Below are 17,193 nucleotides of genomic sequence, written 5' to 3' on the forward strand. Positions count from 1 at the left end.
CATACCGTCAATTCGTTACTCTCTATCGTCGTGCTTTCGCACTTACAAGTCACTTGCCAAACGCCTTGGGCGTTATATGGTCAAGCCTCACGGGCAATTAGTACGGGTTAGCTCAACGCCTCACAGCGCTTCCACACCCCGCCTATCAACGTCTTAGTCTTAAACGGCCCTTTAGGGGACTCAAGGTCCCAGTGAGATCTCATCTTGAAGGAGGCTTCCCGCTTAGATGCTTTCAGCGGTTATCCCGTCCGAACATAGCTACCCGGCAATGCAATTGGCATCACAACCGGAACACCAGAGGTTCGTTCACTCCGGTCCTCTCGTACTAGGAGCAACTCTTCTCAAATCTCAAACGCCCACGGCAGATAGGGACCGAACTGTCTCACGACGTTCTAAACCCAGCTCGCGTACCACTTTAAATGGCGAACAGCCATACCCTTGGGACCGGCTTCAGCCCCAGGATGTGATGAGCCGACATCGAGGTGCCAAACACCGCCGTCGATGTGAACTCTTGGGCGGTATCAGCCTGTTATCCCCGGAGTACCTTTTATCCGTTGAGCGATGGCCCTTCCATACAGAACCACCGGATCACTAGAACCTACTTTCGTACCTGCTCGACGTGTCTGTCTCGCAGTCAAGCACCCTTCTACTCTTGCGCTCATTGCATGATTTCCGACCATGCTGAGGGTACCTTCGTGCTCCTCCGTTACTCTTTGGGAGGAGACCGCCCCAGTCAAACTACCCACCACACAATGTCCCCGATCCCGCTTAGGGACCTGGGTTAGAACCTCAATATTACCAGGCTGGTATTTCAAGATTGGCTCCACCTTATCTGGCGACAAGGTTTCAAAGCCTCCCAGCTATCCTACACAAGTAATATCAAAGTCCACTGTGAAGCTGTAGTAAAGGTTCACGGGGTCTTTCCGTCTAGCCGCGGGTAAACTGCATCTTAACAGCTATTTCAATTTCACTGAGTCTCGGGTGGAGACAGTGTGGCCATCGTTACGCCATTCGTGCAGGTCGGAACTTACCCGACAAGGAATTTCGCTACCTTAGGACCGTTATAGTTACGGCCGCCGTTTACCGGGGCTTCGATCAAGAGCTTCGCTTACGCTAACCCCATCAATTAACCTTCCGGCACCGGGCAGGCGTCACACCCTATACGTCCTCTTTCGAGTTTGCAGAGTGCTATGTTTTTAATAAACAGTCGCAGCCACCTGGTATCTTCGACCGCCAACAGCTTAGAGAGCAAGTCTCATCACCATCAGCGGCGCACCTTCTCCCGAAGTTACGGTGCCATTTTGCCTAGTTCCTTCACCCGAGTTTTCTCATACGCCTTAGTATTCTCTACCTGACCACCTGTGTCGGTTTAGGGTACGGTTAGTCACAACCTGAAGCTTAGAGGCTTTTCCTGGAAGCATGGCATCAACCACTTCAGTCCACATGGGACCTCGTCATCAGTTCTCGGTCTTAAGCGCCCGGATTTACCTAAGCACTCAACCTACTACCTTAAACGCGGACAACCAACGCCGCGCTGGCCTAGCCTTCTCCGTCCCCCCATCGCAGTTGTGAGCAGTACAGGAATATTAACCTGTTTCCCATCGGCTACGCTCTTCAGCCTCGCCTTAGGGGCCGACTCACCCTACCTCGAATAGCGTTGGATAGGAACCCTTGGTCTTCCGGCGGGGAGGGTTTTCACCTCCCTTATCGTTACTCATGTCAGCATTCGCACTTCTGATACCTCCACCCTGCCTTACGGCTTGAGCTTCAACGGCTTACAGAACGCTCCTCTACCATGCCATAAATGGCATCCGCAGCTTCGGTGTCATACTTAGCCCCGTTATATCTTCCGCGCGGGCCGACTCGACTAGTGAGCTATTACGCTTTCTTTAAAGGGTGGCTGCTTCTAAGCCAACCTCCTAGCTGTCTAAGCCTTCCCACATCGTTTCCCACTTAGTATGAACTTTGGGACCTTAGCTGGCGGTCTGGGTTGTTTCCCTTTCCACGACGGACGTTAGCACCCGCCGTGTGTCTCCCATGATTGCACTCATTGGTATTCGGAGTTTGCATCGGGTTGGTAAGTCGGGATGACCCCCTAGCCGAAACAGTGCTCTACCCCCAATGGTGAGACATGAGGCACTACCTAAATAGTTTTCGAGGAGAACCAGCTATCTCCGAGTTTGATTAGCCTTTCACTCCTATCCACAAGTCATCCGCTGGCTTTTCAACGACAGTCGGTTCGGTCCTCCAATGCGTGTTACCGCATCTTCAACCTGCCCATGGATAGATCACTCGGTTTCGGGTCTACTCCTAGCGACTGGACGCCCTATTAAGACTCGGTTTCCCTACGGCTCCGCAAACGCTTAACCTTGCCACTAAAAGTAAGTCGCTGACCCATTATACAAAAGGTACGCAGTCACCGTCCGAAAACGGCTCCCACTGCTTGTACGTACACGGTTTCAGGGTCTATTTCACTCCCCTCACAGGGGTTCTTTTCGCCTTTCCCTCACGGTACTGGTTCACTATCGGTCAGTCAGGAGTATTTAGCCTTGGAGGATGGTCCCCCCATATTCAGACAGCGTTTCACGTGCGCCGTCCTACTCGATTTCACGGTATATAAGTTTTCGCATACGGGGCTATCACCCACTATGGCCACACTTTCCAGAGTGTTCTGCTAACTACAATACCGCTTAAGGGCTGGTCCCCGTTCGCTCGCCGCTACTTAGGGAATCTCGGTTGATTTCTTTTCCTCCGGGTACTTAGATGTTTCAGTTCCCCGGGTTCGCCTCCTATAGCCTATGTATTCAGCTATAAGATACCTGTAAACAGGTGGGTTTCCCCATTCGGAAATGCTAGGATCAAAGCCTGTTTGCCGACTCCCCTAGCCTTATCGCAGGCTACAACGTCCTTCATCGCCTCTGACTGCCAAGGCATCCACCGTGCACGCTTAGTCACTTGACCATATAACCCGAAGGCGTCTGGATCACAGTAACTTGTAAAAGTAACGATAGATTTCGCCGAATTGGCGCATGTAGAAAATCTACATGTCAAATCTAAATCAAATGAATCAAATCCAAATTGTTAAAGAGCGTTTAAAGCAAAAGCTTTAAAAGATAAGGCATCAGTATGCGTTATGTTTTAAAACTCTTAAGAGTAATGGTGGAGCTATGCGGGATCGAACCGCAGACCTCCTGCGTGCAAAGCAGGCGCTCTCCCAGCTGAGCTATAGCCCCTTTACTTGGTCTTTTTGCTTTATGCTGCGTTCTCCTGGTCGCTTACTCAGTTACAACCCATCGAGGGTTGCGCCTTCGTTCGCTCCGGCGGACGCCTTGCCTAAAGGCAAAAATTCCTGCGTAAAGCCTCCTAGCCAAACTTGCCAGGGCACGTATTTTTGCTCAATCAAGGCAAGTTCTAAGGACGCATAGCCTGCTATGCGACGTGAACTTAACGCTGAGTGAGTAAAAATTGGTAGGCCTGAGTGGACTTGAACCACCGACCTCACCCTTATCAGGGGTGCGCTCTAACCAGCTGAGCTACAAGCCTACTACGCTTTTGCTCTCTTCACTTTCTGATCAGATAATTCGTGTGAACGCTTGCCGAGACGCGGCATTCGTTAAGGAGGTGATCCAGCCCCAGGTTCCCCTAGGGCTACCTTGTTACGACTTCACCCCAGTCATGAACCACACCGTGGTAACCGCCCTCCCGAAGGTTAAGCTAGCTACTTCTGGTGCAATCCACTCCCATGGTGTGACGGGCGGTGTGTACAAGGCCCGGGAACGTATTCACCGCGACATTCTGATTCGCGATTACTAGCGATTCCGACTTCATGGAGTCGAGTTGCAGACTCCAATCCGGACTACGACCGGTTTTCTGAGATTAGCTTACCCTCGCAGGTTCGCGGCCCTCTGTACCGGCCATTGTAGCACGTGTGTAGCCCAACTCGTAAGGGCCATGATGACTTGACGTCGTCCCCACCTTCCTCCGGTTTGTCACCGGCAGTCTCCTTAGAGTTCCCACCATTACGTGCTGGCAAATAAGGACAAGGGTTGCGCTCGTTACGGGACTTAACCCAACATTTCACAACACGAGCTGACGACAGCCATGCAGCACCTGTCTCTGCGTTCCCGAAGGCACCAAGCTATCTCTAGCAAGTTCGCAGGATGTCAAGAGTTGGTAAGGTTCTTCGCGTTGCTTCGAATTAAACCACATGCTCCACCGCTTGTGCGGGCCCCCGTCAATTCATTTGAGTTTTAACCTTGCGGCCGTACTCCCCAGGCGGTCTACTTATCGCGTTAGCTGCGCCACTAAAAGATCAAGTCCCCCAACGGCTAGTAGACATCGTTTACGGCGTGGACTACCAGGGTATCTAATCCTGTTTGCTCCCCACGCTTTCGCACCTCAGTGTCAGTATCGGTCCAGGTAGTCGCCTTCGCCACTGGTGTTCCTTCCTATATCTACGCATTTCACCGCTACACAGGAAATTCCACTACCCTCTACCGTACTCTAGACTGGCAGTATCAGGTGCAGTTCCCAGGTTGAGCCCGGGGCTTTCACATCTGACTGACCAATCCACCTACGCGCGCTTTACGCCCAGTAATTCCGATTAACGCTCGCACCCTCCGTATTACCGCGGCTGCTGGCACGGAGTTAGCCGGTGCTTCTTCTGCAGTTAACGTCACAGGATGCAGGTATTAACTACACCCCTTTCCTCACTGCTGAAAGTGCTTTACAACCCTAGGGCCTTCTTCACACACGCGGCATGGCTGCATCAGGCTTGCGCCCATTGTGCAATATTCCCCACTGCTGCCTCCCGTAGGAGTCTGGGCCGTGTCTCAGTCCCAGTGTGGCTGATCATCCTCTCAGACCAGCTAGAGATCGTTGCCTTGGTGAGCCATTACCTCACCAACAAGCTAATCTCACGCAGGCTCATCAAATAGCACAAGGTCCGAAGATCCCCTGCTTTCTCCCGAAGGACGTATGCGGTATTAGACCAAATTTCTCTGGCTTATCCCCCACTACTTGGTAGATTCCTACGCGTTACTCACCCGTCCGCCACTCGTCAGCAACTAGCAAGCTAGTCCTGTTACCGTTCGACTTGCATGTGTTAGGCCTGCCGCCAGCGTTCAATCTGAGCCATGATCAAACTCTTCAGTTTAAATCATATGTGTTACCAGGAATGTGGTAACGGGCTCTAGTACTAAACAACCGGATAACATTCTTAAGAACGTTAAACCTATTTGTAAATCGCTTAAATGAATTCACTTGGTTGCTTGTCTAGACAAGTAAATGTTGCGTTGTCTCAACAAGCGCCCACACGAATTATCTGATCAAATTGTTAAAGAGCGTTGCTTGATGTTTCGTCTCAAGCGAGGCGCATATTCTACTTTGCGCTCACTCAAAGTCAACCGTTTATTTTGCAATTTTGTAAAATTTTTTACTCAGCAACCGGACTTTGAATCCTGCTCCGTAAGCACCGTTAAAACCCAATGGATTCAAGTACTTACTAAGCACCTTGTTTAGCTCAATCAGCCCCGTTTCGGCGGCCTCCCTAAGCAAGGACGGCGAATTCTACAGAGATCTGAAAAAGGGTCAACACCCTGTCGTAAAAAAACTGAAAAAAACCGTAAAAAAGTGCCATCTCGGCCCTTTTTGATCACTAAACAATCAGCGCTGTTCGTTATCTGTACAGAGCGGGTGGTTTTACGGCGGGCAGAAACAGAAAAGGCGCCTGACGGCGCCTCTTTGTTTAACACTTATACTCTGCAATCAGCGGTTGTTTTCCTCTTCATCAATCGCCTGCTCGAATTCTTCTTCTATATCTTCTTCATCTTCACCCTTTCGCACGAAGATGATCGCCAGAATAATTCCCGCCTCAAACAGCAACCACATCGGTACTGCCAGCAGGCTTTGGGAGATTACATCCGGTGGGGTCAGTAACATGCCCAGGACGAAGCATGCAACGATGACATAAGCACGCTTGTCGCGCAGCCCCTGAACAGTCGCCGCACCGGTCCAGATCAACAACATGGTTGCAATCGGAATCTCAAACACGATACCAAAAGCGAAAAACAGCTTGAGTACAAAGTTCAGGTAACTACTGATGTCAGTCATTACCGCTACGTTCTCAGGCCCAACACTGGTAAAGAAACCGAAGATCAACGGGAAGACGACGAAATAAGCAAACGCGATGCCGGCATAAAACAGGAAGATGCTGGAGATCAGCAGAGGTACCGCCAGCCGTTTTTCGTGCTTATAAAGCCCCGGTGCAATGAAGCCCCAGATCTGGTGCAGTACAAATGGCATGGCCAGGAAAATGGCCAGTACCAGCGTCAGTTTAAACGGTGCGAAGAAAGGAGATGTGACGTCGGTCGCTATCATGCTGGTGCCTTCCGGCAACAACGCGGTCAGCGGAGCTGACAGATAGGTATACAGATCGTTAGCAAAATAGAACAGGCCGAGGAAAACCACCAGGACCATCAGTAATACGTGTACCAGCCGCTGGCGCAGCTCTACCAGATGACTGATCAGCGGTTGCTCCTGATCCTGCTCCGGCATCTCGGGACGATGTTCGCTCATTGTTTCTCTGGGTTCGCTTGATCTTTAGGGGACGGCTCAGTGGCAGAGGCTTTACTGGCAGGCGGTTCATCGGGCGATACTCCTGCTTCTGCAGCAGGCGGCGGCTCCACATCCACAGGTGCACGGAACGGCTGACTCATCTCATTCAGCTCCTGCTCCAGCTCCTCTTTCTTAATAGCCGTGGTGCGCTTCAGCTCCTCCACCCGGAGTTCTTCACTGATTTCAGACTGTATGGATGACACGGTGCGTCGAATACGACCAACCCAGAGACCAACCGTTTTAACGGCCAGGGGGAGTTTATCCGGCCCCAGCACCACCAATGCCACTACAGCCACAATCAGCAGCTCAGCAAAGCCTATATCAAACATGCGGGCTGCCTGTTACTTTTCCGGCTTCTGCTCGTCTTTTACGTCAGCTTTTTTCGCGTCGGTAAAATCGGCATCTTCCTGCTTGAGCTGTTTCGGATCCGCCTTTTCTTCAGCCTTTTCCTCGTCGCTCATCGCTTTCTTGAAGCCTTTGACTGCTCCGCCCAGATCACTGCCGATGTTTTTGAACTTTTTGGTGCCGAAAATCAAAATGATAATGGCCAGAACGATCAAAAGCTGCCAGATACTGATACCACCTAAACCCATTTTTATTCTCCGTTTCACATGGCAGGAACCCGACGGCCTGCTAAAAAATAAAAAGATATAACTGCACTGTTGCAGCTCAGACTAGCGTGAACGCCAGATCGGAGCCAGCTTCAGCGATGCATCATTTACTACGCGATGCTTTCTCTTCAAGGCCTGACAGATCAAAACGTCTTGCCAGTTCATCCAATACTACCTGCGGCTGTTCACCTAAATGTGACAGGGCCACCAGGCTGTGAAACCACAAATCGGCGGTTTCATAAATCAGGTCGCTGTTGTCACCACTTCGTTCTGCATCTTTGGCCGCAAGGATTGTTTCGGTCGCTTCTTCGCCGACCTTTTCAAGAATCTTGTTCAGCCCTTTAGCGTGCAGGCTGGAGACGTAAGAGCTGTCCGGCGATGCACTTTTACGCTGTTCCAGTACTTCACCCAGTTGTTTTAATACATCACTCATACGTTCTCTCACTACCGTTAAAGCCAGTTAATGTTGCGGAAGCATACCCGAACCCTATAGTTTCGACCATACCCTGAAATGCAGAGGTCAACCGCGCCTTAGCAACAGTACCAGCCCCACTGCCCCCAGCGCCCAGCTTGCCGCAGGCAGTTCACACAGCCATTCCAGCAGTACCGGATTTCCGGCAACAAAGGCACTGGCCAGAAGCAGCAGGCCCAGATTTCTCTTCTGACTACGCTTACTCTGCAGTTCATCACGGGCCTGCTGGTAGGCGCGTATATCCCGCTGACGGCTGTTGTCCAGATTGCGCAACTGGCTCAACGCATCAAACACAAGCTGTGGCATGTGTGGCATCTTTTCCAGCCAGTCCGGTGCCTGCTGCTTGATACTGCGGTAGACCCCTTTCGGCCCCATCCGTTCCTTCATCCAGTCTTCCAGGAATGGCTTGGCGGTTTTCCACAGATCCAGATCGGGATAGAGCTGGCGTCCCAGCCCTTCAATATTGAGGAGTGTTTTCTGTAGCAGTACAAGCTGCGGCTGCACTTCCATATTAAAACGCCGCGCGGTCTGGAAGAGACCCAGCAGTACCTGACCGAACGATATCTCTTTCAGCGGTTTTTCAAAAATGGGTTCGCAGACACTGCGGATCGCCGTTTCAAATGCATCTACATTAGTATCCGCCGGTACCCAGCCTGAGTCGACGTGCAGTTGCGCGACCTGACGATAATCCCGTTTAAAGAACGCGAGGAAGTTACGCGCCAGATAACTCTGATCTTCCGGTGTCAGGGAACCGATGATGCCGAAGTCTACCGCAATATACTGCGGAGCCGACGGGTTCTGCCGGGAGACAAAGATATTCCCCGGATGCATATCTGCATGGAAGAAACTATCGCGGAACACCTGCGTGAAGAAGATCTCGACACCCCGCTCCGCCAGCATCTGCATGTTGGTATTCTGTGCCTGAAGCTGTTCTACCTCGGCGACAGGAATGCCGTGGATACGCTCCATCACCAGTACGTTAGCGCGGGTAAAATCCCAGTAGATTTCCGGCACATAGAGAATATCGCTGTTCTCGAAATTCCGCCGTAACTGGGAACCGTTTGCAGCCTCTTTACGCAGATCGAGCTCATCAAAGATGGTCTGCTCGTATTCAGACACCACTTCCACCGGACGCAGGCGTCTCCCTTCCTGCCAGACATTGTGTACCAGACGAGCCAGGGTAAAGAGCAGATCCACATCCTTACGGATCGTTTTACCGATCCCCGGACGAATCACCTTCACCACCACCTCACGCCCGTCGCGCATGGTCGCTTTATGCACCTGCGCCACCGACGCCGAAGCCATGGGTTCAACTTCAAATTCAGCAAACAGTTCAGATACCGGCTGCTGCAGGGCCTGCTCAATTATCGCCTGAGCCTGAGCACCCGAAAAGGGCGGCACCCGATCCTGCAATCGTTTCAGCTCCTCCGCCAGATCATCCGGCAGCAGATCACGGCGCGTGGACAACATCTGACCAAACTTTACAAACACGGGCCCCAAAGCTTCCAGTGCCAGCCGAACCCGGACGGCTTCAGGCTGACGGGCCGGAATAAACAGACGCCAGGGCAGCAACCAGAACAGCAAACGGGCATACCAGGGCAGAGCCAGCCCCAGAAACAGCGTATCAAGACGATAACGGGCAAAAACCTGAACAATTTTCAGAATACGTGAAAGACGCTTCACTGCGTGGAAACCTTGTTTCTATGAATAGTTTGTGGGGCTGAACCGGACTTACTTGATCCGTACCAGGTTACGCCCCTCTTCTTTCGCCTGATAAAGCGCTTCATCGGCACGGGTAAAGACATCATCCAGAGAATCTCCCTCTCTGATTTCAGTCACACCGAACGACATTGTAATCCCCACGGGCTTGCCATGGAAATTAAACGGGCTGTCCTGCAGAGCCTGACGCAACTTGTCCATTGCCTGCTCGGCTTCTGCTACAGAAGTGGATGGAAGGATAACAACAAATTCCTCGCCACCAAAGCGGGCCACAAAATCAGTAACCCGAATAATTTTGGTGACAACTTTAGCGACCAGACGAAGCACTTTGTCGCCGGCCAGGTGGCCATAGGTATCGTTTACTCTCTTGAAGTAGTCAAGATCAGCCACCACCACCGAAAACGGGGTACGATAGCGAGACCAGCGCTCATATTCCTGCGCCAGATGCTCATCATAGGCAGCCCGGTTAGGTAAACCTGTCAGTGGATCGGTACGGGCACGGAGACGCTCCTCCTCCATATGGGCTTTGACCTTGCGGGTCTCCTGCTCCATCTGCTCGACTTTGCCGATCAGATCTTCATAACGCCCCTGCAGACGGGTTTCACGCTCTTCTTCTTTGCGTTTGAAGTTATCCATCGCCCGAACCAGACCCGACAACTGCTGGGACACCGCTTTTTTCAGGTCACCGATATCGTGGGTATTCTTCACGGTCTGATGCAGGTTTTTCACATCCCGGCGTACCTGAATATCCAGTTCACGCTGGTGTTTACCAACCGCCTGCTGTTCCTCCCGGCTATCGGCGACGAAGGTTTGCACCTCGGTCAGCCGGGAACTGAGTTCCAGCAGGTAGTTTTCAAAATCTTCACTGGTGTTACTGGTGGCCTTGATCACCAGTTGGACAACCTGATGTACGATCTCGGCCAGATGCGGTAATTCGAAGCCCTGCTCAATCCGCTTCACCAGTTCGCGTGCATTCGGTGTTTCTTCTTTCGGCACAAACAAACCGCTGATCAGTTCCAGCAACTCGGCACCGATCCGCTTCAACAGGATCCGGACTTCATCACCCAGCGCTTCACTGCTGGCCGTGGTGTCCAGCGAGAAATCACTCTCGCTGATCTCATGATTATCTTCCGTGCCGGTTTCAATGTGACTCTGCAGCTCGATCAGCTCAGACAGGACAGACGGCAGCTCATAGATTTTTTCTTCAACTTCATTACTGCGCCGTTCAAGCGCATCAAGGAGATTCTGTGAGCCTGCGTTCTGGACCTGCGTTCGCAACATACGAACCCAACGCAGCAGTGACTGGACAATCTGACGGACATTTTTGGTGCGAAGGTCTTCGCGGTTCTGGATCTGCTTTTCAACGCGGCGGCTGATTTTTTTCAGAAAACCAATGTTTTCTCCGGCGGGTTCCTGCAGAAGTGACTTTAACGTAGAGATCTCACTGTCCAACTGGGGGTTCTCACCCTCCAGCGCGATCGCCATGTAGCTGGAAAGCTGCCGCAGATGCTGCTCAGCATCTGCACTGTCACGCTCTTTCCGTTCCAGCTCATGAGCCAGTTCCCGATACTTTTTCTTCCAGTCTACCTGATCTACCGCCACGCTAATGCCCCGGTGTCCGCAACTAACATTCCGCAAGCTTCATGGTAGTCGAACTCTGTTTGAGGCACTAGGCTTTAAATCAAGCAGAAACGAAAAAACGCCCGAGGATGGGCGTTTTAATTGACTAAAGGATAAGAGCCGGGTTACTGAGCCTGGCTGCGCTCTTTTTCGACCAGATAATTAACCACATCAAGCATCTGCTTCTGACCGCCCGCCATACCTGCGGTTGTCCGGTATTTGCCGTTAACAATCATCGACGGAACACCTTCAACACCATAGCCACGGAGTTTAGAGTCACCCTGCTTCAACTTCATGTTGACCGCAAAGGAGTCATACATTTTGTTGAACTGTCCGGCATCCACACCCAGCTTCGCATAAAAATCGGCAAAGTCTTCCTGGCTACGCAGACGACGACGCTCTACGTGCACCGCGTTAAAGGTCGCTTCATGGGTTTTATCCAGCGTCTTCAGCAGTTCGGATGCATAGTACGCCCGGGCCATCGGCTCCCAGCTACGACCGAACACCACCGGTACACGAACAAAATTAACATCATCCGCTTTATTCTCAGTCCAATGGCTCAACAGCGGTTCGAAGCTGTTACAGTGTGGGCAGGGATAACCGAACATCTCAACCACTTCCACCTTGCTCTGATCCGCAGTGCGAACCGGCGTTGAGATCTTCACATAATGCTCGCCTTCCCGGTACTCCTCTGCCTGCGCCAGCATCGGCAGGAACAGGGCAATCAATACTAATCCCAGTTTTTTCATACTCTCTCGCTCCGAACACAATAAGACGGTGGGTAGACCCGGCTCTGTCGCTTAAGTTCCACCCACCCATAAAAAAAGCAGCTTACGCTGCCTTTTTTGAATCCGGACTGAACTTACTTGCTCAGTCCCTGAATGTAGCTTGCTACCGCTTTGATCTCTGCATCGCTCAGTTTAGCCGCGATATCCTGCATCATCTGCTGCGGATCATTGTTACGCTCACCTTTACGGAACGCCATCAACTGCTTCTCAGTGTAAGCGGCATGCTGACCGCCAATCGCTGGGAAGCCGGCCTGAGCATTACCCTGACCTGTTGGTGAGTGGCAAGCAGTACATGCTGCTACGCCTTTGGCAGCAATACCACCGCGGTAGATTTTCTGACCCTGCTCGACCAGATCTTTTGCAGCATGACCGACAGTGCCGTTCTGCTTAGCGAAGAAAGCAGCGATATCAGCGATATCCTGATCGCTCAGAGGATCCAGCAGACCCGTCATCTCAACTACCGGACGATCGCCAGCTTTGATGTCGTTCATCTGCTTGATCAGGTATGCTTCGTTCTGACCCGCCAGTTTAGGGAAGTTTGCGATCGCGCTATTGCCGTCAGCACCGTGACAGGCAGCACAAACAGCCGTTTTGCCTTTACCTGCAGCAGCATCACCTGCTGCGTGAGCTACACCAGTGATACCAATGGTCACCAGCAAGCTAATCAGTAGTTTATTCATCGATGAACCCAGACTCTTGCTATTAAAATTGTTGGACGGCCCGGTGCGGACATTGCTGCCAACGCGGTAGACCGATCTTATCCTCACTTCCCTGCGGACTAGAGCTAAAGCCTGATCGCAGGTAAAATTGGCGCAATTATAAACCAATATCCACACAAACTGGAACGGCAATCTCAGTTCCTTTAGTAGCGATTCCCAAAAAAGCGACCCAAACTATGGCTTCAGATCAAATAACCGTTCACTACAACAGCGCCCGTTTCAATAAAAGTGCGGCCAAATTACACCAGTGTCCGGCCGATGTGGGTGCGGAGGTTGCTTTTGCCGGCCGTTCCAATGCGGGTAAATCCAGTGCAATCAACACCCTGACCAATAACAATAAGCTGGCACGGACCTCAAAAACTCCCGGCCGTACTCAGCTAATCAACTTTTTTGACCTTAACGTCGAGAATATTCGCATTGTTGACCTGCCGGGTTACGGCTATGCCAAGGTCCCGGTGGCGATGAAACAGCACTGGCAGCAGCATCTGGATGAATACCTGCAGAAACGCCAGTGCCTGCAGGGCGTGGTACTGGTGATGGATATCCGTCATCCGATGAAGGAGTTTGACCAGATGATGGTCGACTGGTGCCTGACTGCGCAGATGCCACTGCATGTGCTGCTGACCAAAGCAGATAAGCTGAAAAAAGGCCCGGCACAGTCCACTAAGTTACAGGTGCAGAAACAGCTACGCGCCGTGCTTGGCGATCTGGTTACCGTGCAGACTTTTTCCGCTCTGAAAAAACAGGGTGTTGATCAGTTACGCCAGCAACTGGACTCCTGGCTGATACCGGAAGAGGACTTCAGCGACGCGGAACTGCCTGCCGACGCCGAATAAAAGAAAGCCCTGGGAAACTTAGGAAGGGGAACTTTCAATTTCTCAGGGCTTTAACGCATGCTTGTTGTAGAGAGTCACCACCATGGCATGGAGATAAAATCAGTGACTCCAACAATACTGACCCGCCTGTAACGGAAAAGTTCCCGAGCCATTCAAAATTCAGCAGAAGACTCCCGGACGGTTCTCTCCCACCGTGGTTTAAGGCTGCTGACGCTCAAGCAGACGCGCTGAACGGCGCATAATGTCGTCCAGTTTAAAATCCGCCACGTGCTCCTGAAACCACTGCCGCGTGACATTGTCGCCTATCTCTTCAACGGTCATTTCCAAACCGGAGATATCCCCCTGCTGCGCCAGCAGGAATATTTTTTCAGCCTGATCCGCAGTCAGCAGCAGTTCTGTCAGGCCGGCTCCGTTATGCTCTGCTGACTGCGGCGGCTTATCTGTAATATCAACACGCAGGTACCGGGCCATCGCCGACAACAGTGCACTCTGGCAAACCGGCTTGGAGATAATTTCCTCGCATAAACCGGCATTATCACGCAGGTCAGAGTCCTGTACCGAGGCCGTCAGTAACATAATCGGGTAACTGCGCTGCGGGTATCGCCGACTAATCTCTATCAGCAACTGGTGGCCATCCATAACGGGCATCTTCAGATCGGTCAGGATCATATCCGGCACGGAATGTTCCAGCAGGGCTAACGCCTCCTGACCATCATTAGCCTGCAGGAACTTAAATGGCTGACCGGCCAGATACGTCATCACCAGATCTCTGTTGTAGGGAATATCATCCACCAGCAACAGGGTTGCCGGGGCAAAACGGTATTGCTTATCGGCCCTGGCAGCCAGTTCATCCTGAAGCGGGTCCCGATCAGTAATTTCTAGATCAGGAATCGTCACAATAAAGGCAGACCCCTGCCCCGCGCCTTCGCTCTCGACCCGAATATCCCCCCGAAGTAACCCCACCAGCTTCTGGGTGATCGCCAACCCCAGCCCCGTCCCGCCATATTCTGAAGCCTGCTGACCTTTAACCTGTTCAAAAGCGCTGAAGATGGCTTCCTGCTGATCCTTAGGTATCCCTTTGCCGGTGTCACTGACACTGAGCACTAACGTAACCCGTCTCTCCTGAGGCCTCAGATCATGAGCCTCCAGATTCAGCGTAACCTGCCCGTCTGCGGTAAATTTAATCGCGTTGGAACAGAGGTTCATCATCACCTGCTTAAGACGAAAGGCATCACACAGCAGGTAATCAGGCAATCCTTCGGAGCAGTGAGTCACCAGCCGGAGATCACTCTCGGCAGCACGTTGCTCAAACATGGCCCGTACCTCCTGCAACAGCTCCCGCGGTGAAAACGGGGTGTATTGCACCTCCATTTTGCCGGACTCAATTTTAGAAAAATCCAGCACCTCATTAATCAGCGCCAGCAGTGTATTACCGGCCGAATTGATCGAGCTGAGATAATTAAGCTTTTCTGCGGAGGTCTCACGGGCATGCAGAATTTCAGAAAAGCCCAGTACAGCATTCAGCGGGGTGCGCAGTTCATGGGACATATTCGCCAGAAAGCGGCTTTTGGCACGGTTTGATTCCTCGGCTTCAACCTTGGCAGCCAGATACTCACAGGTTCGCTTTTTAACCTCCTCTTCCAGATGGGCCTTGTAGCTTTCAAGATCTGTCACTTTATCCCTGATCGCGGCCTGTAGCTGCTGCAGGCTTCTGGCCAGATCACCGATTTCATCTACTGAGGACACATCCACCGTTCGCGTGTAATCACCGGCACTGATCGCCTTCGAGGTTTCCACCAGCTTAACGATAGGCCGGGTAATCTGCCGGGTAACAAAGTAATAGGTTAAACCCAGTGCCAGCATAAAAAAGATCAGGAACAGCGTGGCCGCTTTCTGCAGTAGCGTCTGTACGTGCTGGCGCAACTCATAATCGTGAAACCCCACGATCACTGTACCGATCGGTTCATAGCGCTGATCGATATAGATCGGATCACCTACCCAGTAATATTCCCCTTCATTACTGATACTGCCATTGCGGATACTGCTGATATTCAGCGCTTCCCGGATCGGCTTGCCCACCAGCCTGATATCATTATGCGCCATCACCCGGTCATCCTGATTAAGCACTATGATTTCGATCACACCGGATGAATCATGGTCTTCATATAAGCGTCTGGCATTGATCGACTGTACCTTAAGCACCCAATCAATATTGTCACTGCTCTGCGCAAGGCTCCTGATCTCTTTCAGCATCGGCGCCACAACATTGCTTGCTGCCGTTCTCAGGTTCTGAACATGTTCACTGCGGACCTCTTTAATAAACACCGCAGTACTGGCACCGAGAACCAAAAAAATCACTCCGGAGACAATCAGCATCAGACGGCCAAGTATTTTAGATTCCCTGATCATTGGGCTGACAACACCTTTTCAATCTCCGCTGCCGCCTGATCCAGCGTGCGCTTAACATCGGCACCATAAAAAATCTGATTAAACGCCACCGAAATCCTCTCTCCCACCCAGGGGAACTCCGGCATCCCCGACTGAATACTGGAATTGGTCCCGGACTCAAAGATCCAGTCCACGGCATCCAGCAGCCCTGCTGCTTTAAGGCGGGAAAAATAGTCAGAACGCCAGACATTCTGCCGCGCAGGAGAACCACCGGTATTCAGCAGTTTGGCCGTGGGTTCGCTGGTCACCCACTGAATAAAAAGCCAGGCGGCCTCTTTATGTTCAGAGTGCGCATTAATTGCAAACGCCCAGGCCCAGGGCGAAGTCTCCCGGCTAACCGGCCCTCGTGGCAGGCGCGCCGCATCCCACTGATCCCAGATCGGCGATTTCGCCGGGGTATCGATCTCATTAAAAAAGTGGGAGGCCAGAAATGCCGAGGCCAGCCGCCCCTCTTTGAACATCTGCCTGATTTCATAAAAATGCAGGAGCTGACTATTCGGCGGGTTGCCATAACCGGTAACCATATCGCGGTAGGTCGTCACCGCTGTCACCGCCTCCGGCGAATTGAATACCGGCCGCTTGTCCCGATCCAGAATCTCACCTCCGTAGGCACGGATCGCAGGGATAACGGTCCAGGTATTCAGACCGGCACCGGCCCGGGTACGGCTGGCAAATGCGTAGATGTTATTCATCCCCGCCGCATCCATCGCTGCCTGCAGTTGTCGCTTCGCTACCACGACCTCTTCGTAGGTATCCGGTACCGGAATAGCGAAACGCTTAAACAGGTCTTTCCGGTAAAACAGCACAGGCGCAGAAAAATCAAAAGGGATCGACAGCAACGTATCGTTGATCGTGCATAAACGCAGGCTGTTCGGACTGAGATCCTCAAACTGATACCAGTGCGGATCGGTTAAGCGGGAATCATTAAGAAAGGGCTGCAAAGGCAGCAGCCAGTTGTTCTGATAGGCGCGGCCAAGAAACGTCACCCCGATGGGAACCACATCATAAACACCGCTTGCCGAGGCCAGATCGATCTCCCGGCGTTTGCGCATGTCAGACTGCTCCGCCCGGATATAACCAACCTTTATCCCGGTCAGTGACTCAAACACAGGCAGAAAGGGTTCAAGTGCCGAGAAAGCCGGCTGGGCATCCGCTAAAACCGTCAGTTGGGTTCCCTGAAATTGTTTCCAGTCAATCGTGGCTGACTGCCAGTCGCGAAGATCAACCGGTTCACGACTCTCTGCCAGGCAGGGAATAGCTGCAAACAGCAGTAGCAAGAGGATGTGTTTCATCGTTACTAACGACTCCACCGCAAAGCTCAGAAATACCCTTCAATACTAGTTAACGTGATAGCAAATGCCAGCC

General features: G+C 52.0%; 11 protein-coding genes, 2 tRNA genes and 2 rRNA genes. 1 reads left to right on the forward strand and 14 read right to left on the reverse strand.

Going from position 1 to position 17,193, the window contains the following annotated elements:
- Nucleotides 1–76: 76 nt before the first annotated feature.
- From QUD59_RS07395 to QUD59_RS07450, 12 genes are all read right to left on the reverse strand, one after another.
- Nucleotides 77–2,961 (reverse strand): 23S ribosomal RNA (locus tag QUD59_RS07395).
- A 196-nt stretch (nt 2,962–3,157) separates the two neighbouring features.
- Nucleotides 3,158–3,233: transfer RNA gene (locus QUD59_RS07400), tRNA-Ala, on the reverse strand.
- Between the two features lie 233 nt (nt 3,234–3,466).
- Nucleotides 3,467–3,543: transfer RNA gene (locus tag QUD59_RS07405), tRNA-Ile, on the reverse strand.
- A 71-nt stretch (nt 3,544–3,614) separates the two neighbouring features.
- Nucleotides 3,615–5,155: ribosomal RNA gene (locus tag QUD59_RS07410) — 16S ribosomal RNA — on the reverse strand.
- The 16S and 23S rRNA genes sit together here with 2 tRNA genes alongside, the layout of an rRNA operon.
- Nucleotides 5,156–5,766: 611 nt before the next feature.
- The gene (tatC, locus tag QUD59_RS07415; protein ID WP_286240546.1) at nt 5,767–6,576 is read right to left on the reverse strand and encodes a twin-arginine translocase subunit TatC; all 810 of its coding nucleotides are present in this window, start codon (nt 6,574–6,576) and stop codon (nt 5,767–5,769) included.
- Nucleotides 6,573–6,944: a Sec-independent protein translocase protein TatB gene (tatB, locus tag QUD59_RS07420; protein ID WP_286240548.1), complete on the reverse strand. Its 372-nt coding sequence runs from the start codon at nt 6,942–6,944 to the stop codon at nt 6,573–6,575. The genes tatC and tatB overlap by 4 nt, the downstream gene beginning before the upstream one ends.
- 12 nt (nt 6,945–6,956) lie before the next feature.
- The gene (tatA, locus tag QUD59_RS07425) at nt 6,957–7,208 is read right to left on the reverse strand and encodes a Sec-independent protein translocase subunit TatA (RefSeq protein WP_286240549.1); all 252 of its coding nucleotides are present in this window, start codon (nt 7,206–7,208) and stop codon (nt 6,957–6,959) included.
- Nucleotides 7,209–7,329: 121 nt separating this feature from the next.
- Nucleotides 7,330–7,659: a phosphoribosyl-ATP diphosphatase gene (locus QUD59_RS07430; RefSeq protein WP_286240551.1), complete on the reverse strand. Its 330-nt coding sequence runs from the start codon at nt 7,657–7,659 to the stop codon at nt 7,330–7,332.
- An 87-nt stretch (nt 7,660–7,746) separates the two neighbouring features.
- Nucleotides 7,747–9,381 (reverse strand): ubiquinone biosynthesis regulatory protein kinase UbiB, encoded by a 1,635-nt coding sequence (gene ubiB / locus QUD59_RS07435; protein WP_286240552.1) that lies wholly within the window; start codon nt 9,379–9,381, stop codon nt 7,747–7,749.
- Between the two features lie 48 nt (nt 9,382–9,429).
- On the reverse strand, nt 9,430–11,019 hold the full coding sequence (locus tag QUD59_RS07440; RefSeq protein WP_286240553.1) for a GGDEF domain-containing protein: 1,590 nt from the start codon (nt 11,017–11,019) through the stop codon (nt 9,430–9,432).
- Between the two features lie 143 nt (nt 11,020–11,162).
- Entirely contained in the window at nt 11,163–11,786 is a 624-nt protein-coding gene (locus QUD59_RS07445) for a thiol:disulfide interchange protein DsbA/DsbL (RefSeq protein WP_286240555.1), read from the reverse strand.
- Nucleotides 11,787–11,899: 113 nt separating this feature from the next.
- On the reverse strand, nt 11,900–12,505 hold the full coding sequence (locus QUD59_RS07450) for a c-type cytochrome (protein WP_286240556.1): 606 nt from the start codon (nt 12,503–12,505) through the stop codon (nt 11,900–11,902).
- Between the two features lie 215 nt (nt 12,506–12,720).
- Here QUD59_RS07450 and yihA point away from each other — a divergent pair, with 215 nt between their 5' ends.
- Nucleotides 12,721–13,380, forward strand: coding sequence for a ribosome biogenesis GTP-binding protein YihA/YsxC (gene yihA, locus QUD59_RS07455; protein ID WP_286240558.1), 660 nt, complete (start codon nt 12,721–12,723; stop codon nt 13,378–13,380).
- A 198-nt stretch (nt 13,381–13,578) separates the two neighbouring features.
- Here yihA and QUD59_RS07460 read toward each other — a convergent pair whose 3' ends face one another.
- Nucleotides 13,579–15,789, reverse strand: coding sequence for an ATP-binding protein (locus QUD59_RS07460; RefSeq protein WP_286240561.1), 2,211 nt, complete (start codon nt 15,787–15,789; stop codon nt 13,579–13,581).
- Nucleotides 15,786–17,120 (reverse strand): ABC transporter substrate-binding protein, encoded by a 1,335-nt coding sequence (locus QUD59_RS07465; protein ID WP_286240563.1) that lies wholly within the window; start codon nt 17,118–17,120, stop codon nt 15,786–15,788. Before QUD59_RS07465 ends, QUD59_RS07460 begins: the two co-directional genes overlap by 4 nt.
- Nucleotides 17,121–17,193 lie beyond the last annotated feature (73 nt).

The organism is Neptuniibacter halophilus, from assembly GCF_030295765.1.
GTDB classification, from domain to species: domain Bacteria; phylum Pseudomonadota; class Gammaproteobacteria; order Pseudomonadales; family Balneatricaceae; genus Neptuniibacter; species Neptuniibacter halophilus.